Below are 22,838 nucleotides of genomic sequence, written 5' to 3'. Positions count from 1 at the left end.
CTTCACTCCTGACTTTTTAAGTATTCATACTCGATCGCGAGTTTGGTTCGTTTCTCATCCGCACTGATATTCAATGCAAAAGCCACACCAACTGACAATACAAGCAAGCTGTTTCCTCCTTGACTCAAAAATGGGAACGTGATCCCGGTCAATGGAATAATTCCTAAAATACCACCAAGATTAATAAAAACCTGCAATAACAACAGACTTCCAATTCCGATACAAATCAATGAATTGAAAGGCTTTTTCGAACGAATCCCAACCAAATAGATCCGAGCGATCATAAAAATCAAAATTGCTAAAATAATTAAAGCGCCGATCAAACCAACTTCTTCTATTACAATAGAAAAAATGAAGTCCGTGTGAGCTTCGCTTAAAAAACCCTTTTTCTCGATACTATTGCCTAAGCCGCGGCCAAACCAGCCGCCGTTAAACATAGCGTAGTAGCCATTAACCATTTGATGTCCTTGATCCAGTTCATATTTGAACGGATTTTTGAAGCTCTCAAAACGATTAAAGATGTACTGCAAACGTTTTGGAAAAATAGCGCCGCCAAAATGAGTTAGAAATTCGATGGCTAGAAAACTGCCCACGATTCCAACACCGCCGACAATCAAACTGTAGATCCAATTAACACCACTGGCCAATAGTAAGATCAAAGCTAACAGTGTGATGATCGCCGCATTCCCCATATCGGGTTGGACAGCAACCAAAAAGATCATGGCAAAAACCAGCATTAGCGGACGTTTCATATCGTTTGTAAAATTATTTTGAATCGTTTCCTGACGCTTCGATAAAATATAGGATAAATACCAGACGACCATGATTTTCAAATATTCGGCCGGCTGCATACTAAAGGAACCAATTCGAATCCAGCCTTTTGCTCCATTGATTTCATCACCAATAAAAAAGACAACAATCAACAGAATAAAAATGAGATAAGTCGCAAAAATAATTAACTGCTGACTTTTCAAAACATCCGTTTTCATCTTGTACATCAAACTAATCATGACTAAACTTAAAGCCCAAAAAATCCCTTGGTTCATCACCAGACTTGTCGGGCTTACATTATTTGAAATCAATAAATAGGAAGTTGAACTATAAACAAAAATCAAACCGATCACGGTTAAAATCAAATAAGGTATCAAAATACTATAATCTAAAAAATGACGTTTTTTTATCTTAGTAGGCAAGAGCTAAGCCTCCCAGTCGGCATCCGTCATATCTTGACGAGTTTCGTACAATTCCGTATATAAACGATTCAGCTCCGCTTCCAATTCACTAAGCATTTGCTGCCCCTCTCCTCGCTTCAAGATACCTACCTTTTCAGCAAAGAAGACTTGGCGTGAGAAGCCATACATTTGTGTATCAACGACTTCCTCAAAAGCTTTACATTGAGAAATACAAAGACTGTTTGTTTGATTACGAATCAACAATTTGATGCGATTGGCATCCTCTTGCAACACTTTAATGGCAAAATCAGAAGAAATATTTTCCATTTTGCTTCCCTCCTATCTTGATTTCAATATTATAACATAGAAAAAATTTAAAAAGGAAAAAAATACGTGAGACTAAGCTTTTTCTAAACTTTTCGTTCGTGTTTAGACTTTTACACAGCAAACGAAATATTACGTAAAGATTACAAACCAGAAACCATAGATGAAAACGCGAAAAATCAGTTCTTTTTGCCTTCTGACCCGTGAAACAAAACGCCAATATGAAACATAACGTTTTTTTCTCATTTTAGTTCGTTGAGCCACATCATACTTTTGCTGATAAATCCCGATACCTACTCTCCTTCTATCATTAAGAAATCTCATATAACGACTTACTTTATTCAATTATCTTCTATATTAAGTGTACGACAAATAGCCCGCTGAACAGCAGGCTAAAAAAGAGTCCTCTAATTGAATGCTAGTTGTCTGTTCCATACCAACGTTGGATTTTTTGATGGAACAGCTTCGCTCGCTACTCTCGTTTCCGGATACGATCCAGTAGCCGCCAGCGTTTTCTTTTCGTTTCAGGCGGAGAAGCAGAGATTCCAGGCGGTTCTGCTCGGCCTTCTTTCAATCTTTCTGTTAAAACAAGTGTTGCCGGTTCTTCGTTATCCTCGATTTGAACGTTTTCCAATGTGTAGTCATCTGGTAGGCAAGCCGTGATCACTGTCATTGCCTGACTTTCCGTCATTTTTCGCAGATTGATCCCATCTGGTAATCTGACTCTTTGAATCAAACTGCCCGGTTCTGGAATTTCCATAGTGATTTTTAAGTCTTCCGGAATCCGTACATTTTGTAGTTCTTTTATCATCTGCACAGGAGTTTTTTCCTGCGTGCTTGGTTTTTCTGGTGCTATTTCAACAACCGCTTTTTTCGCGCTTGATTGACTATCGTCAAAAATCGTCGTTTCGATCTTTTCAATCAATTTCGCATGACGCAGCCTCTTGAATAAGCCCACGCCATCTTTTTCAAACAGCGTTAGCTTAGTCAGCTTGTTTAAGGATGCTTTGATTTCTTCCGCGGATTTCGTTGTATCAAAATCCTTCAAGCGCAAATACTGCTTTCTTCCGTTGCTTTTTTCAAATTCTGCCTCTAAAGTTTTCATTTTCTCATTCCTTTCGTCTTAAATTTCTTATCGATCATTCTCCGTTGTTCGTCGTCATGAACCGACTAACCCTGCCAACGGTTCTTTGATAAATTGCGTATATAATGTTTTCAGCTTCTCAGCGATATAAGCTTTAGCAGGAAATAATTTGATTAGCAATAAACGCCATTCTTTCTTCTCGAAATATTCAGCGAAGAAAACATAATAGCGGCGCAATGCAGCGCTTGATCGTGTTCTTAAAAAGATATGTTGAACCAAGTTCGCCAGCATGTAAGAAAATTCCTCTTCGCACAATTCTTCTCTCACTTGAAGCGCTACCAACATTTCGATCGCGCCATTGCCGTCATTGGTTGTTCGATAATAATTTTTGATTCTCTTTTCTAGCGTTTTGCGCTTTAGATTAAATAGCTGTCTGCGGCTTAATCCGTGATCCTCCACGTGTATCCCTCCTTCTTCAAAAATAATTTATTGATTGCTGTGCTTCACTGGCCCTGTAAAACACAGATTCGTTTGTTTTCTCAATCCCCACAAAAACAACATAATTCATTTGGCAGAAAACTGCTACATCAATTTTTTTAAAATAATTAACAGATTAGAATAACTATTAATTAAGAAGATAAGATCAATAGGGTATCACGGATAAAATAATTTCATTTAACTTCAAAAATAAGTGAACATTTGCAGAAAAAGTGCTAAAATCATTCGTCATATTTCACTACGGATGTACAAAAAAAGAACCACACGATAAGGTGTGGTTCTTGAAAAAACGAATTATTCAGCAGCAACTTTGCGTTTCTTCGCTGCTTTTTCACGTTCTGATTTGTTTAGAATTTGTTTACGTAGACGAATTGATTCTGGTGTAACTTCACAGAATTCATCGTCATTCAAGAATTCTAATGATTCTTCTAAGGTTAAGATACGAGGTTTCTTGATAACAGACGTTTGGTCTTTGTTTGCTGAACGAACGTTTGTCATTTGTTTAGCTTTAGTAATATTGACACCTAAGTCTTTATCACGGCTGTTTTCACCAACGATCATACCTTCATACACTTCTGTACCTGGTTCAACAAAGACTGTTCCGCGTTCTTCAACACTCATAATAGAGTACATTGTAGCTTTTCCGTTATCAACAGACACTAACGCGCCATTACGACGTCCGCCGATCACACCTTGGATCATTGGAAGATATTGATCAAACGTATGGTTCATGATCCCGTATCCGCGAGTCATTGATAGGAATTCAGTAGTGAAACCGATCAATCCACGAGCTGGAGCTAAGAAAACTAAACGGATTTGACCATTTCCAGAATGGATCATGTCTTGCATTTCTGCTTTACGTTGTCCTAAGGCTTCGATTACGCTGCCCATGTATTCTTCAGGTGTGTCGATTTGAACACGTTCAAACGGTTCGCATTTCACGCCATCAACGATTCTTTCGATAACTTCTGGACGAGAAACTTGTAATTCATAGCCTTCGCGACGCATGTTTTCAATCAAAATTGATAAATGCAATTCGCCACGGCCTGAAACAGTCCACGCATCAGGAGAATCTGTATTTTCAACACGAAGAGAAACGTCGGTGTGCAATTCTGACATCAAACGTTCTTCGATTTTACGTGATGTTACATATTTTCCTTCACGGCCAGCAAATGGTGAGTTATTAACTAGGAAAGTCATTTGTAACGTTGGTTCATCAATATGCAAGATTGGCAATGCTTCTTGATTATCAACTGGTGTTACTGTTTCACCAACGAAAATGTCTTCCATACCAGAAACGGCAATCAAATCGCCGGCTTTTGCTTCTTGAACTTCCAAACGTTGCAAGCCGAAGAAACCAAAGATTTTTGTTACACGGAAGTTTTTAATCGAACCATCAAGCTTCATAACCGAAACTTGGTCGCCGACTTTCATTTTTCCGCGGAAGATACGGCCGATACCGATACGACCAACATAATCATTATAATCTAATAACGATACTTGGAATTGTAGAGGCTCGTCGCTGTTATCAACTGGAGCTGGGATTTTTTCAATGATTGTATCGAAAACAGGAGCCATTGTTGCTTGTTGTTCCGCAGGATCGTCGGACAAGCTAGATGTTCCGTTGATTGCTGATGCATAAATAACTGGGAAATCCAATTGTTCATCATCCGCACCCAATTCGATGAATAATTCTAATACTTCATCAACAACTTCTTCTGGACGTGCAGAAGGCTTGTCAATTTTATTCACTACAACGATGGGTGTTAAATGTTGTTCTAATGCTTTTTTCAATACGAAACGTGTTTGCGGCATCGTTCCTTCGTAAGCATCTACGACTAACAATACACCATCAACCATTTTCATGATACGTTCCACTTCACCACCGAAATCGGCATGTCCTGGTGTGTCCATGATGTTGATTTTGTAGTCTTTATAGTTAACAGCGGTATTTTTCGCTAAGATCGTGATTCCACGTTCCTTTTCTAATGCATTCGAATCCATTGCCCGTTCTTGTAAATTAACGTGGCTATCAAGGGTATCAGATTGCTTAAGCATTTCATCTACTAATGTGGTTTTACCATGGTCGACGTGGGCAATGATTGCCACGTTGCGGATATCTTTTCTGTAATTCAATTTTAATTGCTCCTTTTCTTGTAACGCGAGACTCACTCGATTGACAATTATAACAGAAAATCAGTAAGAGTGTTAGTAAAACATTTTCATTCTTTCAGAAAAAGTATTTTTCTTAATGATTGGCTTTACTAATTGCTTGAATTTCCGCCATTGCAGCCTGGGTTGCCCCAATAAAAAATTCTCGACCTTTGAAGCTCAGAGGCTGCTGATTTTCTCCTATAACAGTCATTCCCAGCTGTTCCATCATGATCGTGCCGGCGGCGTAATCCCACGGACTCAACATGCTGACATAGCCAATCTGCGTCCCTTTAAGAATCGCCACGAAATCCAACCCCGCACAGCCTAACACACGGATGCCCATCGATGTTTGCCCGATTTCCTGCGCATGAAATAAATCCTTGCGATAAAGCGCGGCGTTCATACCAATCAAGCCCTCGCTTAACGACTTATTTTCTGGCGCTGAGAGCTCTTCCTTATTATTGTAAACTTTACCAACTTTCGGGCCGCCCCAGAGAAGTTCATCGCGCATAACATCATAGATGAAGCCTAATTGCCCGACGCCCTCTTCGTAAACTGCGATCATGATACAAAAATTCTCTTGCTGCATCACAAAGTTCAGTGTTCCGTCGATTGGATCGATGACAAAAACACGTCCCTTATCGATAGGCGTATCATCTTGTCCGTTCTCCTCACCTAAAATCAGCGCTTTTGGATCATAATCGTGTATTTTTTTGACGATAAAATCCTGTACTTCTTTATCAACATTTGTCACTAGGTCCGTCCGTCCATTTTTTTGATCAACTTTCAGCGCATCCCCTAGACCCGATTTGACTTTTTCCGCCGCTTCATAGATCCAACCAATAATTTCTTTTTCCATCCTGATCTCTCCCAACTCGTAGTATAGAATGTATCATTCTCATAAAGATATGTCCGCTCACCATGTATGTATCGCATTCTGCTTACATTTTAAAACGCTTTGATGTTGCTGCTTTCGCTTTTTGTAAGGTATGATAGATCGAATAACCGCTGACGTTCTGAAAATCACGTCCGATTCGTTTTTCCTCACCGATACTTTTCACGACGGTTTTAAATTTTTTATAGCCAGCCAAAAAAGCCTCTTTTTCGACCCCTGTCTCATTTGCTGCTTCGACTAAGTTAAAAAAATTAATGACTGTACCAATTTCCTCATGTGTCCAATCCTCATCAATTGGGTAACCATAGTTTGCCACTGTTCCACACTCCATTCGAAAATAGTTTACCATAGAATAGTACGGGCTTTAATTAAAGTCGCTTTTAGTTTGAATGACGATTTGATTGGTAACCCGTTTTGTCTTGTTCCGTAATTTTTCTCAATACTCGGCAAGGATTACCAACCGCGATCACATCGGCCGGAATGCTTTTAGTCAAAACGCTTCCTGAGCCGATAATCGTATTCTCTCCGATTGTCACACCTTGATTGATCGTAACATTAGCACCGACCCAGACATTATCCTTGATCACAACATTCTTAGAATAACAGCCGCCTGCTTTGCGCTCCGCAGAATACGTCGCATGATTGGTCGTAAAAATTCCTACTCGCGGACCGAATAGAACATCATTTCCTATAATGATCTCACCGCCATCTAATAAAATACAATCAAAGTTGGCGTAAAAACGATCGCCAAGGTGAATATTCTTTCCAAATTCACAACGAAAGTCTTGTTCGAAAAACGGATCTTCTCCAACCGAACCTAAAAGCTTTTGCAATATTTCCTTTCGCTTCTGTTCGTCTTTTCTATATAAGGCATTATATTCTGTTGTCGCATTCACTGCCTGCTTTCTAGTTTTCGTAAAAACTTCGGAAAGATCGTCGTACATTTTTCCAGATCTAGAAACGTCAAAACCTAATAACTCATTCATATTATATACTCCTCATTTATTGTGCTTGCTTAGCCTGTGCTAAGGTTGATTGATAAATAATATTTAGTCGGTTGCCATAATTCAAATACCCGCAGTCCTCGACAAATATCTCGATGATTCGCTCGCATTGCCGCTGGCCTTTTGGGTCGTGTTTTTTAATCAATAACAACCCATAGACAAATTTCGCGTATAGATCATGATGAAAATACTTCAAGTCACGATTCGGTGTCAAATTGTTCAGGTACTCCAACAAAATTTTTTCTCCAGAGGCCAATTTATTCTCCTCAATCAAATAGCGGGCTAAATGAAGCACGGCATCATAGCGCCACTTTCGCACTTCATAACTGCCGTGATGCTGCTTAACTAATTTTTGGGCGTAATAATACGCCTCCTCTGGTTTAAATAAGTCCCCATTATAAGTCAGCAAAAAGAATTCAAATCTTCCCCACGTTTCCGTTTCTCTTAAATAATCAGCCATTGGCGTTAAATCAACCGTGTAACTGGGCAGAAAAATATAATTATAGAATCGTTTGCCAATGAGCGCAGCAAATAAGAAACGTTTTTCATTCGTTTGTTGATACAACTGCTCTTGTTTTTCAACAAATTTTTTCAATGAGAAAGAATTGCCGGCATGATACGCTTGATCAATCTCTTCTTCAATTGCGTACAGCCAAACATCCAAGCTTTCATCAATTTCAAAAACAAATTCATCAATTGTGGTGTTCAATCGATTTAACAACTGAACCAAGTTTGAAAAACGGATATCGCCATTTTCACGTTCGTACTTACGTAAGAATTGCGGGGTCACAATTCCGTCAGATGTATTGGCAATTGTCTGATTCTTCTTTTCTCTGATTTCTTGAAAGTATTTTCCCGTCACTGTTTTCATCTCCTTTAACGAAACTTTTGTTTCTATTGCTTTAGAATACCATGAAAAAACAATGGGAAAATCAGAAAATTGAAAAGATTGTTTCGAAAAATCGAATTTCTCTCCTAGCAGACTATACTTTAGTTAAAAGTCAAAGGAGTAGGGAAATGAAAAATCTAAGTCTATCGCAGCAATATCTTTTGTTTACTATGAATCGCCAAGGAAAAATTTCTTCAGTCAATTATTATGTTGGGATGTGCCTAGTCATGGCGGGATTGCTTGATTTACAGGCAGCCGGTGTCATTGAGCTTGAGCAAAAAGAAATTATTGTTCTGACCGACGAACTTCCAGCAGAATTAGAGTATTTGGATTGTCTCCTAAACAAAATTATGCAGTTGAAGAAAAAAAGGATCGAAAAAATCGCCAATGCTTATGGAGCTACTTTCTTCGAAAAGGATTTAAAACAATTAGTTGCTCAGATTCGCGGCTCATTAATTCAACTCCGTGAAATCAGAGTTGAAGGCACGACAAGTTATTTGGCCAAAGAAAATACGATCGCTAAACTAGTCGCTCGTCTGGAAAACTTAAATGCACTCGACAACGATGGATTGACGTTAGCGATTTTGCTAAAAAAATCTTCCTATTTGAAAAAATATATTGATAAGGAAGACCGCAAAGAACTTGAAGCGAAAATCAAAGCAGCAAAGAATGATCCTGTTTCTAAGCAGACACAACTCATGATTTCCCAACTTGACTGGTTAGTTGGGGCTTTAGTAGTCGTGACGGCCTGATAGTCAATAGAAAATCCTCCTTCCTTTTTCGGGTGAAAATTGGAAGGAGGATTCTTTATGTCAATGTGGCAATTCTATTTTTTCATGGGACAGCGAAATTGCATTTGCCTCTTTCATATTAAATGCCGATAAACGGAAAGAAAGTTTAAATTCTTCAAAAGTCGTGCGATATTTTTCTAATTGCCATTGACCGCATGAATAGCTTCCTAAGGCATTTTGCTTATAGTCGATATTTACAACCACATAGGCCCGTTCAGTTAGGTCACAAGTATGTTTTGCAGCATCTAGATCACATTCCTCATAATAAGAAGTACTGAAGTTAAAACTGCCGGTCGTCGAAGCAAACAATCCTTGGCCGCGATCGTCCGTAAATGCCGCCCATCGAGTATCCATCCTATTCCCGTTTGCTTGGGGAACAACATAGTTGGTAAACATATTCTCCACCGTTGAACTATAGACACCCAGATATCCAGCTTCTTTTGAATCAGCATAGTTTTCTCGCGGCCCGCGCCCTAGGTATTTCACTTGATCCAAGTCTTTATTTACATGCATAGATACACCTAAGCGCGGCAGCATGTTTGGTGCTGTATCGATTTTTCCGCTAGGGCTACCTTCTAAATTAAACAGGATATCTCCACTGCCGCAGATAGTATAGGTATAAGTACACTTATAGTGCCAAGCGCTATTTGTCGTAGAATTGATTGTTTTGACCACGATTTGAACCGATTGATCACGGTCTTTCCATTCGAAAGAATTCACGATTTCATGCTCCAAATGAAGGAAGTGCTCTTTCTTCATTTCATCAATGATTTCCATGTCATTGCTGATCGGCGCACGCCACATCGTAAATTTTGGACCTCTTTCAATAATTGTTTGACCATCACGAATTAACTGTTTAAGAGTTCCTCTGACCGTGTCAAAAGTCACAGAAAAGTTTGAACCTAAAATCGTTACATTGGTTTCAGATTCTTTGACTTGCAATTTCCCTCTAGGATCAACCTTGATTCCAGCCGTATTTAGCGGAAGTTCGTAATTTGCGGAGGCTAGTTCATATCCTTTTGGCGCACAAGAAGTGGTATTCCTCAATTGATAAGATAGATTTAAGAAGTAGCTCGCACCCGGTTTAGGAGCAAAATCCAAATGACAAGGAAGCTTCAGTTTTGCCGATTCACGAGCTGGAATTGACGGCAGCGGCAGCGTCCCATCCTCTATTATTGTTTCATCCTCGACAATCGAATAATACAAATCAAATATTTGCAGATTTTGGAAATCATAGCGGCTCAGCAACTTGATCTCACCTTTGTGTAGGTCTATAGCCGTCGTCAATATCGGTTCAATCACCTTTTTATACTCGTATAAACTTGGCGAAGGTGTCCGATCAGGCATCAACAGCCCGTCAATACAAAAATCTTTGTTGGAAGGGTCATCCCCAAAGTCGCCGCCATAGCGATAATACTTTTCACCTTCTTCGGTATACGATTCAATCCCATGGTCAAACCACTCCCAAATGAAGCCGCCTTGCAGCTTATCGTGGGCGTAAAAGAGGTCCTGATATTCTTTTAAGTTTCCTGGTCCATTTCCCATCGCGTGGCCATATTCGCATAAAATATGCGGTTTTTTCGACTCTGCAATGACTGTTTCCATCAATGGCTTCTTCGTAGGATGCTCCAGCCAGGTATACATGGTCGAATACACATCCGCTGCTTCCACTTCAAAGTCGCCTTCATAGTGAACTAGGCGGGAAGCATCCATTTCTTTCGCGATCTCGGTCATTTTGACAAAGTTGCAGCCAAAGGCAGATTCATTTCCTAATGACCAAAATAGAATAGACGGATGATTTTTATCCCGTTCGATCATTCTGATCATTCGTGAAACATAGGCGGTTTCCCACTCTGGATCATTACTGATCCAATCATATTTGCCAGTTAGTTCGAAGCCGTGGCACTCCAAATCTGTTTCATCGATTACATACATCCCGTATTCGTCACATAAGTCATAAAGGTAATAAGAAGCCGGATAATGACTGGTTCGAACAGCATTGATGTTGAACTGTTTCATCAAGATAATATCTTTTTCAATTTCCGCTTTTGAAACAACTCGACCATTTCTAGGATTGTAATCATGGCGATTGACTCCTTTCAATTTGATCGCCACACCATTGACCAAGAAGACTTCACCAGCTAATCGAATATTTCTGAAACCGACTTTTTGAGGAATAACTTCTATCAGCTTTTCTGCTTCATAAACGGAGATCAACAGTTGATATAGCTTCGGCGTTTCTGCTGTCCAGCGGGCAACATCAGGGATTTCTAAATGTAGACTGTTCTGCCCGTTTGCTACATCTTGGCTTACCACCTGTTCACCAGACGGATCAGTCAGTTCCACCTTAACATATTTTCCCTTTGGTTCACGGAGCTTGAATGACAAATCAAGCAGACCATTTTTGTATTCGTCATCTAAATCAGCGACCACAGTAAAATCGTTGATTCCGGCATAAGGAACACCAAGTAATTCCACATCTCTAAAGATTCCGCTGAGCCACCACATATCTTGATCCTCTAAATACGTCCCATCAGACCACTGATAAACTCGCACCGTCAAATCATTTGCAGCGTCTTCCTGAACCAAATCGGTAATATCAAACTCCGCTTCATTTCTAGCACCCTTACTATAGCCGACTTCTTGTCCATTCACCCAAACATGAAAGGCGGAATCCACACCGCAAAAACGTAAAATCACTTTCTTGTCTTTAAAGCTTTCATCGACGGTAAATTGCCGCTTATATATCCCGGTCGGATTTTCCGTTGGAACATACGGCGGATTAATCGGAAAGTTGTACCATAAATCAGAATAATGCATTTTGCCGTAACCTTGAACCTGCCAATTTCCAGGCACTTTAATATCAAACATCTCTTCCGTGTTAAAATCTGGTGCATAGAAGTTGCTGGGACTGTATTCAGGTGCGTCCAACAGTAAAAACTTCCAAATCCCGTTCAGATTTTTAAACGCATGTGTGTATTTATTTTCATTTAGCGCTGCTTTCTCTTTTGTAGGGAAAGTTAAAAAATGTGCTCGTGGTTCTAAGCGATTGATATGATCTAATTGATAGTTTTCCCAAATTTTCATTTACCCGTCACCTCTACATTTGTCTCTTTATCAAGAACAGATTTTCTTTCATAGCGATTCCAACAAATCCAAGCGAAGCCCATAAATACCACTAATCCAACAACGTTATATAAAAGCATTCCGATCGGACTTGCCTCACCAGCCGGCAGCGTTCCATTCATTTCAGCCATGATCAGCTGTGGATCCGGAACTGTAGACATAAAGAAAACGAAAATGAAAATCAGCAGTAAAACAATTCCTGCAAATATTCCAAACGACCGGCTGCCGAATCGGAAGCTGCGAGGCATGGAATCTTTTTTCAAACGCAAGCCGATGTACGCAACTAATAAAAACAATACTGGCAGCAAAGATGTAGACGCTGTCATGTTGATCAATGTTGAAAGAAAGCTGTCCATGTTGCCGATGCCTAATGCTGGAATGATCAGCAGCATCGTAACGATAACACCTTGTACGACTAAAGCATTTGTAGGATTTCCTTCTTCATTGGTTTTAACTAACCACTTTCCAAAGACACCTTCTGGAATTTCAGAGAAGAAGACCTTAACAGGTGCCGCAGTCCACAGAGCTAATGATCCTAAACTGCCGATAAATAAGATCAAGCCGACGAGTCGAACCATCACACCGCTCGGAATATTAAAATGCGAACCTAAGATTTTAAAAATATCAAAAATACCATTTGAAAAATTTCCCTTTAGAACTTCTGTCGGTACAACAAAACCAACCGCTACAGCACCTAATACATACATAATTCCAACGACAACAGTTGCGCCAATCATCGTACGGACAAATGTGCTGTTTCCACCCTTGACGTCCTTAATGTACACGCCAATACTCTCACCGCCGCCTACAGCCTGCAAAATCCAAGCCATCGTCATGAAAAAGGTCCAGTTGAAACTCGGTTTGATCGATTGCATTGTGAAATCCTGTGCCGGTTCTTTACCAAAGCCAAAAACAACGATAAAGGCTAATACAACAAAGGCCACTCCCATGAACAAACGAGCGCTCCCAGCAAAACTTGTAACCTTTGAAATCCAAGACACGCCTTTGATGCAGACCCAGGTCATTAGCCAAAATAGCAAAATTGAAATTCCGGCGATAATAATCGTGCTGTTTCCGCCTTGAAAAACATTGGTGCCGCCAAAAGCATAGGATCCGTAAATCAAAGTGTTCGGCAATAACGAACAAAAGAAAAATAGATTAACAAAGAAATAAGACCAAGCACCTAAGAAGGCCCATTTTTCACCCAGAACAGATTGCAGCCAACTATGAACTCCCGATTCCTTTCCTGAATTGGCAGAAGCAAATTCCGCGATCATCAAAATAAAAGGTAAAAAATAAAAGATAGTACCAAACAAATACCCGGGAATTGTTGCCAGCCCAATTTGGATACTATTGTTGACAATGCTGGGGAAAGCGAATACTGCCGAAAAAGTCATCAGCATTAAGGCAATCGATCCCAAACGCTGCCTCGAATTAGAATTTTCCATCTCAAACATCCTTTCAATATTTATTTACACTTTGATTTTATAGCGCTTTCATGGTATAAAAAATAAGAAATGTTTCCAAATACTTGTAAAGATGTTGCCTCTTAATAATTACTTGTCGAGGAGGAATTTGATGTACAGCTCATTAGCAAAAGAAATCAGTATCTTAACCAACAATGACAAATTAAGTTCAGAGTTCCATATTTGCGAAGTTGGTTATGAAAAATGTCGCTCAACCAAGCCTACGGAGTACGCTCCGATCAATTATTGGGTGCTTCATTATTGTGTCGCTGGGGAAGGTTTTTTCTCAACTCCCTTTTTTCCAGAGAGAAAAATTACTGCGGGAGATTTTTTTATTATTCCATCAAATTGTAAAAATGTTTATTATCCAAATCGTGACAATCCATGGCAGTACAGATGGGTTGGTTTTTCTGGTGATTTAGCCGCCGATTATTTTTCCAAATTGAAGTTGGATAAACATAATTGTGTTATCGGTAACGCCTTTGATCATAGAATAGACGTTCTTTTTCAAGATATCTATGACGAATTCAAAAGAGACAATCTTTTTCGTACAATCGCCTCCTCATTTAATCTGTTTGACACGATCGACCAGATCAATTTGAAGACAAATCATCTGTCACAGAGCGAAAATCTATTTAAAACCATTCTGAATTACATCGACGATAACATGTCTGAAAATCTCAGTGTCAATCAAATTTCAAAATTCAGCAACATTGATCGAACCTATCTTTATAAGCTATTTCAATCCTACAAAGGAATAGGACCTAGTGAATATATCCAAGAATTAAAGCTGCAAAAAGCTTGTTCTCTGTTGCGAAAAAGTTCATTGAGTATCACCGAAATAGCTTATGAAACCGGCTTTTCTTCTTCCTCTTATTTTTCAAAATTTTTTAATGCCAAGTTGGGTATCTCCCCTTCCAACTATCGCAAACAATTTATCATTAATTGATTCGTTTCATCCAGAAGACAAAAAAAGCACTAAGATCAACGTCGATCTTAGTGCTTTTGAGTTTATTAAATATGGATTGGCAAACCTAAAGCCAATTCAGAAGCGTCCATCACGATTTCACCTAAAGATGGATGCGGATGAATCGTTAAAGCAATATCCTCAGCATTCATTCCTGATTCAATCGCTAAAGCAAGTTCAGAAACCATATCACTTGCTCCTACACCAGCGATTTGTCCGCCGATGATCACGTTGTCTTCCACCGTTGTAACTAAACGGATGAAGCCTTCTGTCTTGCCTAATGATAACGCACGACCATTACCTGAGAATGGAAATTTGAAGGCTTTCGCTTCGATTCCTGCCTCTTTGGCTTCTTTGATTGTCATACCAACAGTCGCTAATTCTGGATCAGTAAAGGCAACTGCAGGCATCGCTTTGTAATCAACGGCAACCTTCTTACCAGAGATTGCTTCTGCAGCTATTTTTGCTTCATAGCTGGCTTTGTGAGCCAAAGCAGCGCCTGGAACGATATCGCCGATCGCGTAAATGCTTGATACATTTGTACGTCCTTGTTTGTCGACTGAGATCAAACCGCGATCAGTCATTTCAACACCGGCTTGTTCCAAGCCCATGTCATTTGTGTTTGGACGACGACCAACCGTTACCATTACGTAATCAGCATCGATTGTTTCTTCTTTACCGTCAACTTCATAACGAACCGTTACGCTGTCGCCATTATCGACTGCTTCACGAGCCATCGCAGAAGTAACAACCTTGATGCCCTTTTGTTTGAAGTCTTTCTCAACAAGCTGCACCATATCTTTTTCGTAGGTTGGCAAGATTTGAGGCGTACCTTCAATAATCGTTACTTCAGCACCGAGGTTCGCATACGCGCTTCCTAGTTCGGCACCGATTACACCGCCGCCAATGATCACGAATTTTTCTGGTACTTCTTGTAATGCTAATCCGCCAGTCGAATCTAATACGCGTCCGCCAAATTTAAAGCCAGGAATCTCGATTGGGCGAGAACCTGTTGCGACGATCGCATTATTGAACGAGTAAGTTTGTGCTGAATCAGGGTGAATTACCCGTAAGTTTTTATCATCAACGAAGAAAGCTTCGCCTTCAATGATTTCTACTTTGTGTTTCTTCAGCAAGAATTTTACTCCTGAGGTTAATTTATTAACCACTTCGTTTTCTTTCCATTCTTGTGTTTTTGCAAAATCTAATTTTACATTTTCACTGGTAACACCAAACATAGTTGAGTCACGTGAATCATGCAAATGATGTCCAGCAGAAATCAACGCTTTTGACGGTACACAGCCGACGTTTAAACAAACGCCGCCAATGTATTCCCGTTCGATGATTGCTACTTTTTGTCCCATTTCAGCGGCGCGGATGGCGGCAACATAGCCGCCAGGTCCAGCACCGATTACAACTGTATCTAATTCAATGGCAAAATCTCCAACTACCATGATTTTATCATCCTTCCATTAATAATAATTCTGGATCAGCCAATAAACGTTTAATATTGTTCATGGCTTTTTGCGCTGTCGCGCCATCAACGATGCGATGGTCGAAGCTTAATGAAAGTTTCATTACACGGCCAACCGCTAATTCGCCTTCGTCGTTGACGATCGGTTGTTGCGCGATCGTTCCAACACCAAGGATTGCTACTTCAGGGTAGTTGATAACTGGTGTAAACCAGCCACCGCCTACAGAACCGATATTTGAAATCGTGATCGTACCATTACGCATATCGTCTCCTGATAATTTGCCATCATGTGCCAAGGCAGCTTTTTCGTTGATTTCATCAGCGATCTTGAACATACCTTTTGTATCCGCGTTTTTAACGTTTGGTACATACAAGCCATGGTCTGTATCTGTTGCGATACCGATGTTGTAGTAATTCTTATAAACGATTTCTTGAGCTGCGTCATCGATTGATGCGTTCAAGACTGGGTATTTCTTAACAGTAGCAGTTAAAGCCTTAACTACATATGGCAAGAATGTCAATTTCGTACCGTTATCCAAAGCAACTTGTTTGAATTTCTTACGGTGATCCCAAAGTTTAGAAACTTCTACTTCATCATGCAGCGTTACATGTGGTGCTGTATGTTTGCTGTTGACCATTGCTTTCGCGATGGCTTTACGTGTTGGCGTTAATTTCTCGCGTGTTTCCATTTCGCCCATGTTTGAGCTAAATGGTTGCGCTGGTTTTTCAGCCTTCGCTGGTGTGCTTGCTGCTGAAGCGGATGTTTCAGTTGATTTCTCTTCTGATTTCGCTGGTGCAGCTTGTCCGCCGCCAGAAACAAATGCGTCGATATCTTCTTTAACGATCCGTCCGCCTTTACCTGTGGCCGTCACTTGACTGATATCAACATCTTTTTCACGTGCATATTGACGTACAGATGGCATCGCTAGAACACGTTTATCTGGATTGCTTGATTCAACAACAGAAGAAGCGCCTTTTGCTTCAGCATTTGGTGCTTCCGCTGGAGCTGCTGATTCAGTTGAAGCTGCGCTAGAATCGTTATGTCCGGGTGCGTCGATTTCTACCAAAACATCACCGACATTGGCAACAGTGCCTTCGTCAACGATAATTTTTTTGATCGTACCAGTTACTGGAGATGGAATTTCTTCCACTGATTTATCGTTTTGGACTTCTAATAGCGTATCGTCTTCTTCGATCGTGTCGCCAGCTTTTACAAACCACTTAACGATTTCGCCTTCCGCAATTCCTTCACCGATATCCGGTAATTTGAATTGGAAGACACCGCCAGCATTAGAATTGCTGCTTTCGCTTTCTACTGTTGGTTCTGCTGCGGGTGCTTCTGGTGTTTGCGATTCTGCTGCAACGCCAGAGTCTCCTTCGTTATCCTCGTGTCCGGGTGCATCGATTTCTACTAAGACATCACCGACATTGGCAACAGTGCCTTCGTCAACGATAATTTTTTTAACGGTTCCTGTTACTGGAGATGGAATCTCTTCCACTGATTTATCATTTTGGACTTCTAATAATGTGTCGTCCTCATTAATTGTATCACCGGCCTTAACGAACCATTTGACGATCTCGCCTTCTGCGATACCTTCACCGATGTCCGGTAATTTAAATTGGTAAGCCATGTTTTTTTCGCTCCTTACTGATGTAATTATCTTTTCAACTATTGAAAAAATAAATGGAATTGTCGTGTCGTATATCATCCGACTTTTAACAGTTCCATTCTATATTGAACTGCTAAAAGTTGGACGAACCTCTTTTTCGATTAAAATGCTGCGATTTCTTTTACTTTTGCTTCGATATCTGCTGCGTTTGGCAACCAGATACCTTCTGCTTGTCCAAATGGGAAAATCGTATCTGGAGCAGAAACTCGTCCGATTGGTGCTTCTAATGAAAGAACAGCCCGTTCAGAGATTTCTGAAACGACTTGTGCAGAAACGCCCGCTTGTTTTTGCGCTTCTTGAACAACGACCACACGACCAGTTTTTTCAACTGATTTAATGATAGTTTCAACATCAAGCGGTGCAACGGTGCGCAAGTCAATAATTTCAGCGTTGATATTTTCTTTCGCTAAGTTGTCTGCAGCCTTAATCGCTTCACGTACCATCGCGCCGTAGGTAATGATCGAAACATCAGAACCCTCTTTAGTAACAGCAGCTTTGTCTAATGGTACTTCATAGATTCCTTCTGGCACTTCCTCACGGAAAGAACGATAAAGCTTCATGTGCTCTAAGAATACAACTGGATCATTGTTGCGAATTGACGCAATCAAAAGACCTTTTGCATCGTATGGATTTGATGGAATGACCACGCGTAAACCTGGTGATTGCACCATTAATCCTTCTAAGTTATCTGAGTGGAGTTCTGGTGTATGAACACCGCCTCCGAATGGTGCGCGGATCGTGATTGGCAGATTTCGTGTACCGCCCATGCGGTAACGAGTACGAGCCATTTGTCCGACGATTTCGTCCATCGCTTCAAATACAAAACCAAAGAATTGAATTTCAGGAACGGGACGGAAGCCTTGCAAGGCTAAACCAAAACCAAGTCCGGCGATGCCAGATTCAGCTAGTGGTGTATCGAAAACTTGATCTTCGCCGAATTTTTCTTGAAGACCTTCAGTAGCACGGAAAACTCCGCCGTTTTTACCAACGTCTTCACCGAAAACTAAAACTTCTTTATCTTTTTCAAGCATCAGAGCTAAGGCATCTGTAATTGCTTGGATCATTGTTTTTTGTGCCATGATTATTTCGACTCCTTCGCTTCATAGAATTCAATTTGTTCTTTGATATTTTGTGGTTGAACTTCATACATATTTTTCAAGAAATCAGAAACCTTTTGTTTTGGAACACGGTCAGCATCTGTAATTGCTTGTTTAATTTCGTCTTTTGTCGCTTCAATTACTTTTTCTTCTTGTTCTTCTGACCATAAGCCTTTTTCCGTCAAATACTTACGGAAGCGAACCAAAGGATCTTTCTTTGTCCATTCGTCATCCATTTCTTTTGAACGGTAACGGGTTGGATCATCACCAGATAATGTATGCGGACCATAACGATAAGTTAATGTTTCAATCAATACTGGACCATTGCCGTTGGCTGCCCATTCACGTGCTTTTTTAGAAACGTAATAGACCGCCAATGGATCCATACCGTCGACTTGGATACCAGGAATTCCAGCAGCAACCGATTTTTGCGCCAATGTTTTAGCGGCTGTTTGTTTTTCACGCGGAGTCGAAATAGCAAAGCCATTGTTTTGAATGTAGAATACAGCGTTTGCATGATACGCACCGGCAAAGTTGATTGCTTCATAGAAGTCACCCTGAGATGAACCGCCATCGCCAGTATAAGTGAAGACAACATTTTTGCTGTCACGTTTTTTCAGTCCTAAAGCAACACCGGCAGCTTGAACATATTGAGCACCGATAATGATTTGAGGAGGTAAAGCCTGTAAATCAGCGGGATAGTTATTCCCAGCAACGTGACCACGCGACCATAAAAAGGCCTCAGCTAAAGGTAAGCCGTGTTTGATCAATTGTGGAACATCACGATATCCTGGTAATAGTACGTCTTCTTTCTCAAATGCAAAATGACTAGCTAATTGGCTGGCTTCTTGTCCAGCAGTTGGCGCGAAGAATCCTAATCGTCCTTGACGATTCAATGCAGTTGAGCGTTGGTCTAATACTCTTGACCAAACCATTGAAGTCATCAATTCAACAAGTTCTTCATCAGATAAATCAGGAACTAAATTTTCATTTACAATTTTTCCGTCCTCATCCAGCGCTTGGTACACGGGGAAATCCGCGTTTACATCTTTTAGTAAGGCTTCAAAATCAATCGTTAACTCTTTTTCTGCCATGGTGTCACACTTTCCTCTCTTAAGTAAATTAAGTCTTGTTATCAGTGCAACAGCAAGTCAATCTGTATTATTGCTATTGCCCCTTCCTCTCTAAATTAGCATTTTTGTATTCAATTGACAACAAACTTGCTCACCGATTATGAACGAATTGAAGCGTTTCACTTTTTCTCCTTGTGAAATCACATGCAGCCTGCTTACGATATCAAAATCCCGTTAATTAGATTGCGGAAGTTGAATATCTTTGATTTTTTTAAATTTGCCATTATTTCGGTCATTAAAGTGTAGAAAGAGGATTAAAAAGAAGACGGATACAACTTCTGATTTTAAATAATTGTTGTGATTTTTCACAAAAAAAGAAACAGAATGCCAGTACAGGCCATTCTGTTATAGTTCAGATCCATTCTTTTGCAATTTTTATATAGATTACTTTTCCTAACTGTGTTGCCAGCATATAAACAACGACGATCCCTACATACCATAACCAGTAGCTGCTTGGAAGATGTACAAAATCAAATTGTTCCGCAATAGGCGTTACGACTACAATGATACCTACTACTACAGCCATTAACAGACTAATAAAGACTTGTGGTGCTGGACGGCTTTGGATAAATGGAATTTTCTTTGTACGAACCATCAGAACCACTAACGCTTGCGTCGTTAACCCGATCATGAACCAGCCTGTTTGGAATAAGTTTTGTGAAGCGATCGTATTTGCTCCAAAAACGAACCACATCACTAAGAATGTAATAATATCAAAGACCGAGCTGATCGGCCCAATACACACAGTAAATTTCAATAATCCCTTTGTTTCCCACTTCGTCGGCACATGCAGTTCTTCTTCATCGACATTGTCCCATGGAATCGTCAATTGAGCGATGTCATAGATCAGATTTTGCAAGAGCAATTGAATAGACAGCATAGGTAGAAATGGCAGAAAGGCACTGGCAACTAAGATTGAGAACACATTTCCGAAGTTCGAGCTGATTGTAATCTTGATATACTTCATCATGTTGCTGAAAACTCGGCGGCCTTCAATTACACCGTTTTCTAAGACAGCCAAACTTTTTTCAAGCAAGATGATCGAGCTGGCATCCTTCGTAATATCCGCTGCTGTATCGACCGAAATTCCCACATCGGCTTTTCTTAGTGCCGGAGCATCATTAATACCATCACCCATGAATCCTACGGTATGTCCTTTATCCTGAAGCGATTCAATAATGCGTGATTTTTGCATAGGATTCAATTTGGCGAATAAATTGATGCTTTCGGCTGCTCTGTACAACTCATCATCCGACATTTCATCGACTTGATTTCCTAATAAATAGTCTTCTGCCGGAATACCAACATCTTGACATACTTTTTGTGCCACGATGGCATTGTCACCAGTCAAAACCTTCACTGTCACACCATGTTGCTGTAATGATTTGATTGCTGGTTTTGCAGACGCTTTGGCCGGATCAAGGAAACCCATAAATCCAATCAACGTCATATCTTTTTCATCATCAGTCGAGTAAATAGCTTCATCATGGGCATCTCGACGAACCGCTACGGTAATTACTCGCATTCCTTGACGATTCATTTTTTCATTCACCGTTTGTAATTGTTGGCGAATCTCCGGCGTTAACTCCATAATCTCTCCGTTGATCTCAACATATTTACAAATCGTTGACATTTCTTCGACCGCACCTTTTGTGATCATCAATTGATGTTCGTCTGTTTTCATTACAACAGTCAAACGACGGCGAGAGAAATCGAATGGAATTTCGTCGATTTTTTGAACAGATTGATACGGTAGTTTCCGATCTTGTTCTTCAAAATAATTAATTACTGCAATATCCATTAAATTCTTCCAACCAGTTTGATAAGTCGAATTCATAAAGGCTAAGTCAAGTACTTGTTCATTTTCATTTCCTAATGGATCGAGATGCTGTACTAAGACCACCCGATCTTCTGTAATTGTTCCTGTTTTATCGGTACACAGCACATCCATACTGCCTAAATTTTGAATTGACGCCAATTCCTTCACGATAACTTTGTGTTTTGATAAGGTCAACGCGCCTTTGGCTAAGTTGGAACTCACGATCATTGGCAGCATTTCAGGAGTTAGCCCCACAGCCACAGCGATTGCAAAGAAAAATGCACTGCTCCAATCTCCCTTTGTCAGTCCATTGATTAAGAAGACTAATGGAAATAAGACCATGACCATTCGTAATAATAGTTTGCTGACTCTTGCTAAGCCAATATCAAATGAGGTTTTCCCGCGTTTTGAAGTGGCATTTTTTGCGATGTCGCCAAAGAATGTTTGTTGTCCCGTTTTCAGAATAATAGCTTTACCTTGACCACTTAATACATCGGTTCCCATAAAAACCAGATTTGTTAAATCCAATGCCGTCATTTCATCCGTTAATTTCTTATCTTGATCAAGATATTTTTCAACAGGCATTGATTCTCCCGTTAACGATGATTGGTTAACGAAAAGATCCTTCGTCCAAATCAATACGGCATCTGCTGGAATCATATCGCCAGTCGCTAACGTCAAAATGTCACCAGGTACAACTTCATCCATCGGAATTTCCTTTGTTTCACCATTCCGCGTGATTGCTGCCGTATTTTCGATCATTTCTTTTAATTCAATACTCGCTTTTTGTGAACGATATTCCTGAATAAAAGTAATCAACACACTGGCTAATATCATGATTGTCATTACGACTGCCGCTTCAAGATCATTCGTTAATACAGAAACAATGGCTAATAGTGCTAAAACATAAACGAATGGATCATTGAATGCTTGTAAAAATAATAGAATTCCAGGTGTAGGTTTTTGTGCTGAAACTTCGTTTGGCCCGTATTCCTCCAAACGGCTTTGTGCATCTTCTTCCGATAACCCTTGCAATGATGTTCGCAAGTTTAAAAATAAATCCCGATCAGATAGAATCGCCAGCTTTTTCAGTTCTTGATCTTTGCTGATCTTGCGAGCAAGAAGGTTTTTTTTGTTCATCATAGTAGTTCCCCCTAAAATTTAAGGCAACACAAGCCGCCCTTTTATATTTTCTCTTCGGTCGACTATCTTCATAATCCATCTTCCTCACATCCTTTCAATTATCAGGGAAATCACTGGTAGCTAACTCCGATT

Annotated in this window: 18 protein-coding genes; 2 read left to right on the top strand and 16 right to left on the bottom strand. The window is 40.1% G+C overall.

Annotation, left to right across the window (positions count from 1 at the left end):
- Window positions 1-2 precede the first annotated feature (2 nt).
- The 9 genes from I585_RS00660 to I585_RS00620 all read right to left on the bottom strand — a co-directional run bounded on the left by I585_RS00660 (window position 3) and on the right by I585_RS00620 (window position 8,002).
- Complete coding sequence (locus tag I585_RS00660) at window positions 3-1,193, bottom strand: FtsW/RodA/SpoVE family cell cycle protein (protein ID WP_010739098.1); 1,191 nt, start codon at window positions 1,191-1,193, stop codon at window positions 3-5.
- 3 nt (window positions 1,194-1,196) lie between these two features.
- Window positions 1,197-1,499, bottom strand: coding sequence for an Fpa/YlaN family protein (locus I585_RS00655; RefSeq protein WP_010739097.1), 303 nt, complete (start codon window positions 1,497-1,499; stop codon window positions 1,197-1,199).
- A 469-nt stretch (window positions 1,500-1,968) separates the two neighbouring features.
- Window positions 1,969-2,601 carry a DUF2922 family protein gene (locus I585_RS00650; RefSeq protein ID WP_010739096.1) on the bottom strand — a complete coding sequence of 211 codons (633 nt, stop codon included), beginning with the start codon at window positions 2,599-2,601 and terminating at the stop codon, window positions 1,969-1,971.
- Window positions 2,602-2,655: 54 nt separating this feature from the next.
- Window positions 2,656-3,039, bottom strand: coding sequence for a hypothetical protein (locus tag I585_RS00645; RefSeq protein WP_010739095.1), 384 nt, complete (start codon window positions 3,037-3,039; stop codon window positions 2,656-2,658).
- 333 nt (window positions 3,040-3,372) lie between these two features.
- A complete protein-coding gene (gene typA / locus I585_RS00640; RefSeq protein WP_010739094.1) occupies window positions 3,373-5,214 on the bottom strand; it encodes a translational GTPase TypA in 1,842 nt (613 codons plus the stop codon).
- A 112-nt stretch (window positions 5,215-5,326) separates the two neighbouring features.
- On the bottom strand, window positions 5,327-6,091 hold the full coding sequence (locus tag I585_RS00635) for an inositol monophosphatase family protein (protein WP_010739093.1): 765 nt from the start codon (window positions 6,089-6,091) through the stop codon (window positions 5,327-5,329).
- Between the two features lie 82 nt (window positions 6,092-6,173).
- Complete coding sequence (locus tag I585_RS00630) at window positions 6,174-6,443, bottom strand: UPF0223 family protein (protein ID WP_010739092.1); 270 nt, start codon at window positions 6,441-6,443, stop codon at window positions 6,174-6,176.
- 64 nt (window positions 6,444-6,507) lie between these two features.
- Window positions 6,508-7,113, bottom strand: coding sequence for a sugar O-acetyltransferase (locus I585_RS00625; RefSeq protein ID WP_010739091.1), 606 nt, complete (start codon window positions 7,111-7,113; stop codon window positions 6,508-6,510).
- Between the two features lie 16 nt (window positions 7,114-7,129).
- Window positions 7,130-8,002: a helix-turn-helix domain-containing protein gene (locus I585_RS00620; protein ID WP_371198513.1), complete on the bottom strand. Its 873-nt coding sequence runs from the start codon at window positions 8,000-8,002 to the stop codon at window positions 7,130-7,132.
- A 146-nt stretch (window positions 8,003-8,148) separates the two neighbouring features.
- On the opposite strand from I585_RS00620, the gene I585_RS00615 reads away from it, so the two are divergent.
- On the top strand, window positions 8,149-8,772 hold the full coding sequence (locus I585_RS00615; RefSeq protein WP_010739089.1) for a GPP34 family phosphoprotein: 624 nt from the start codon (window positions 8,149-8,151) through the stop codon (window positions 8,770-8,772).
- Window positions 8,773-8,832: 60 nt separating this feature from the next.
- Here I585_RS00615 and ebgA read toward each other — a convergent pair whose 3' ends face one another.
- On the bottom strand, window positions 8,833-11,898 hold the full coding sequence (ebgA, locus tag I585_RS00610; RefSeq protein ID WP_010739088.1) for a beta-galactosidase subunit alpha: 3,066 nt from the start codon (window positions 11,896-11,898) through the stop codon (window positions 8,833-8,835).
- Complete coding sequence (locus I585_RS00605; RefSeq protein WP_010739087.1) at window positions 11,895-13,385, bottom strand: amino acid permease; 1,491 nt, start codon at window positions 13,383-13,385, stop codon at window positions 11,895-11,897. Before I585_RS00605 ends, ebgA begins: the two co-directional genes overlap by 4 nt.
- A 130-nt stretch (window positions 13,386-13,515) precedes the next feature.
- Between I585_RS00605 and I585_RS00600 the strand changes: the two genes are divergently transcribed.
- A complete protein-coding gene (locus tag I585_RS00600) occupies window positions 13,516-14,352 on the top strand; it encodes an AraC family transcriptional regulator (protein ID WP_010739086.1) in 837 nt (278 codons plus the stop codon).
- Between the two features lie 65 nt (window positions 14,353-14,417).
- Here I585_RS00600 and lpdA read toward each other — a convergent pair whose 3' ends face one another.
- The 5 genes from lpdA to mgtA form a co-directional block, all read right to left on the bottom strand.
- Complete coding sequence (gene lpdA, locus I585_RS00595) at window positions 14,418-15,824, bottom strand: dihydrolipoyl dehydrogenase (protein WP_010739085.1); 1,407 nt, start codon at window positions 15,822-15,824, stop codon at window positions 14,418-14,420.
- 7 nt (window positions 15,825-15,831) lie between these two features.
- Window positions 15,832-17,475: a dihydrolipoyllysine-residue acetyltransferase gene (locus I585_RS00590; protein ID WP_010739084.1), complete on the bottom strand. Its 1,644-nt coding sequence runs from the start codon at window positions 17,473-17,475 to the stop codon at window positions 15,832-15,834.
- A 140-nt stretch (window positions 17,476-17,615) separates the two neighbouring features.
- Window positions 17,616-18,593 carry an alpha-ketoacid dehydrogenase subunit beta gene (locus I585_RS00585; protein WP_010739083.1) on the bottom strand — a complete coding sequence of 326 codons (978 nt, stop codon included), beginning with the start codon at window positions 18,591-18,593 and terminating at the stop codon, window positions 17,616-17,618.
- A gap of 2 nt (window positions 18,594-18,595) precedes the next feature.
- Entirely contained in the window at window positions 18,596-19,705 is a 1,110-nt protein-coding gene (gene pdhA, locus I585_RS00580; RefSeq protein WP_010739082.1) for a pyruvate dehydrogenase (acetyl-transferring) E1 component subunit alpha, read from the bottom strand.
- Window positions 19,706-20,096: 391 nt separating this feature from the next.
- Window positions 20,097-22,703: a magnesium-translocating P-type ATPase gene (gene mgtA / locus I585_RS00575; protein WP_010739081.1), complete on the bottom strand. Its 2,607-nt coding sequence runs from the start codon at window positions 22,701-22,703 to the stop codon at window positions 20,097-20,099.
- Between the last annotated feature and the right edge of the window lie 135 nt (window positions 22,704-22,838).

Origin of the sequence: Enterococcus malodoratus ATCC 43197 (genome assembly GCF_000407185.1) — a bacterium.
GTDB classification, from domain to species: domain Bacteria; phylum Bacillota; class Bacilli; order Lactobacillales; family Enterococcaceae; genus Enterococcus_A; species Enterococcus_A malodoratus.
The sequence above is the reverse complement of the archived record's forward strand: the minus strand, read 5'-3'. Positions and strand labels throughout refer to the sequence as shown.

Bases quoted from the DNA above. Each gene is read 5' to 3' on its own strand.
- I585_RS00655 (WP_010739097.1), bottom strand. From the start codon at position 1,499: ATGGAAAATATTTCTTCTGATTTTGCCATTAAAGTGTTGCAAGAGGAT.
- I585_RS00650 (WP_010739096.1), bottom strand. From the start codon at position 2,601: ATGAAAACTTTAGAGGCAGAATTTGAAAAAAGCAACGGAAGAAAGCAG.
- I585_RS00635 (WP_010739093.1), bottom strand. From the start codon at position 6,091: ATGGAAAAAGAAATTATTGGTTGGATCTATGAAGCGGCGGAAAAAGTC.
- I585_RS00625 (WP_010739091.1), bottom strand. From the start codon at position 7,113: ATGAATGAGTTATTAGGTTTTGACGTTTCTAGATCTGGAAAAATGTAC.
- I585_RS00620 (WP_371198513.1), bottom strand. From the start codon at position 8,002: ATGAAAACAGTGACGGGAAAATACTTTCAAGAAATCAGAGAAAAGAAG.
- I585_RS00615 (WP_010739089.1), top strand. From the start codon at position 8,149: ATGAAAAATCTAAGTCTATCGCAGCAATATCTTTTGTTTACTATGAAT.
- ebgA (WP_010739088.1), bottom strand. From the start codon at position 11,898: ATGAAAATTTGGGAAAACTATCAATTAGATCATATCAATCGCTTAGAA.
- I585_RS00605 (WP_010739087.1), bottom strand. From the start codon at position 13,385: ATGGAAAATTCTAATTCGAGGCAGCGTTTGGGATCGATTGCCTTAATG.
- I585_RS00600 (WP_010739086.1), top strand. From the start codon at position 13,516: ATGTACAGCTCATTAGCAAAAGAAATCAGTATCTTAACCAACAATGAC.
- lpdA (WP_010739085.1), bottom strand. From the start codon at position 15,824: ATGGTAGTTGGAGATTTTGCCATTGAATTAGATACAGTTGTAATCGGT.
- I585_RS00590 (WP_010739084.1), bottom strand. From the start codon at position 17,475: ATGGCTTACCAATTTAAATTACCGGACATCGGTGAAGGTATCGCAGAA.
- I585_RS00585 (WP_010739083.1), bottom strand. From the start codon at position 18,593: ATGGCACAAAAAACAATGATCCAAGCAATTACAGATGCCTTAGCTCTG.
- pdhA (WP_010739082.1), bottom strand. From the start codon at position 19,705: ATGGCAGAAAAAGAGTTAACGATTGATTTTGAAGCCTTACTAAAAGAT.
- mgtA (WP_010739081.1), bottom strand. From the start codon at position 22,703: ATGAACAAAAAAAACCTTCTTGCTCGCAAGATCAGCAAAGATCAAGAA.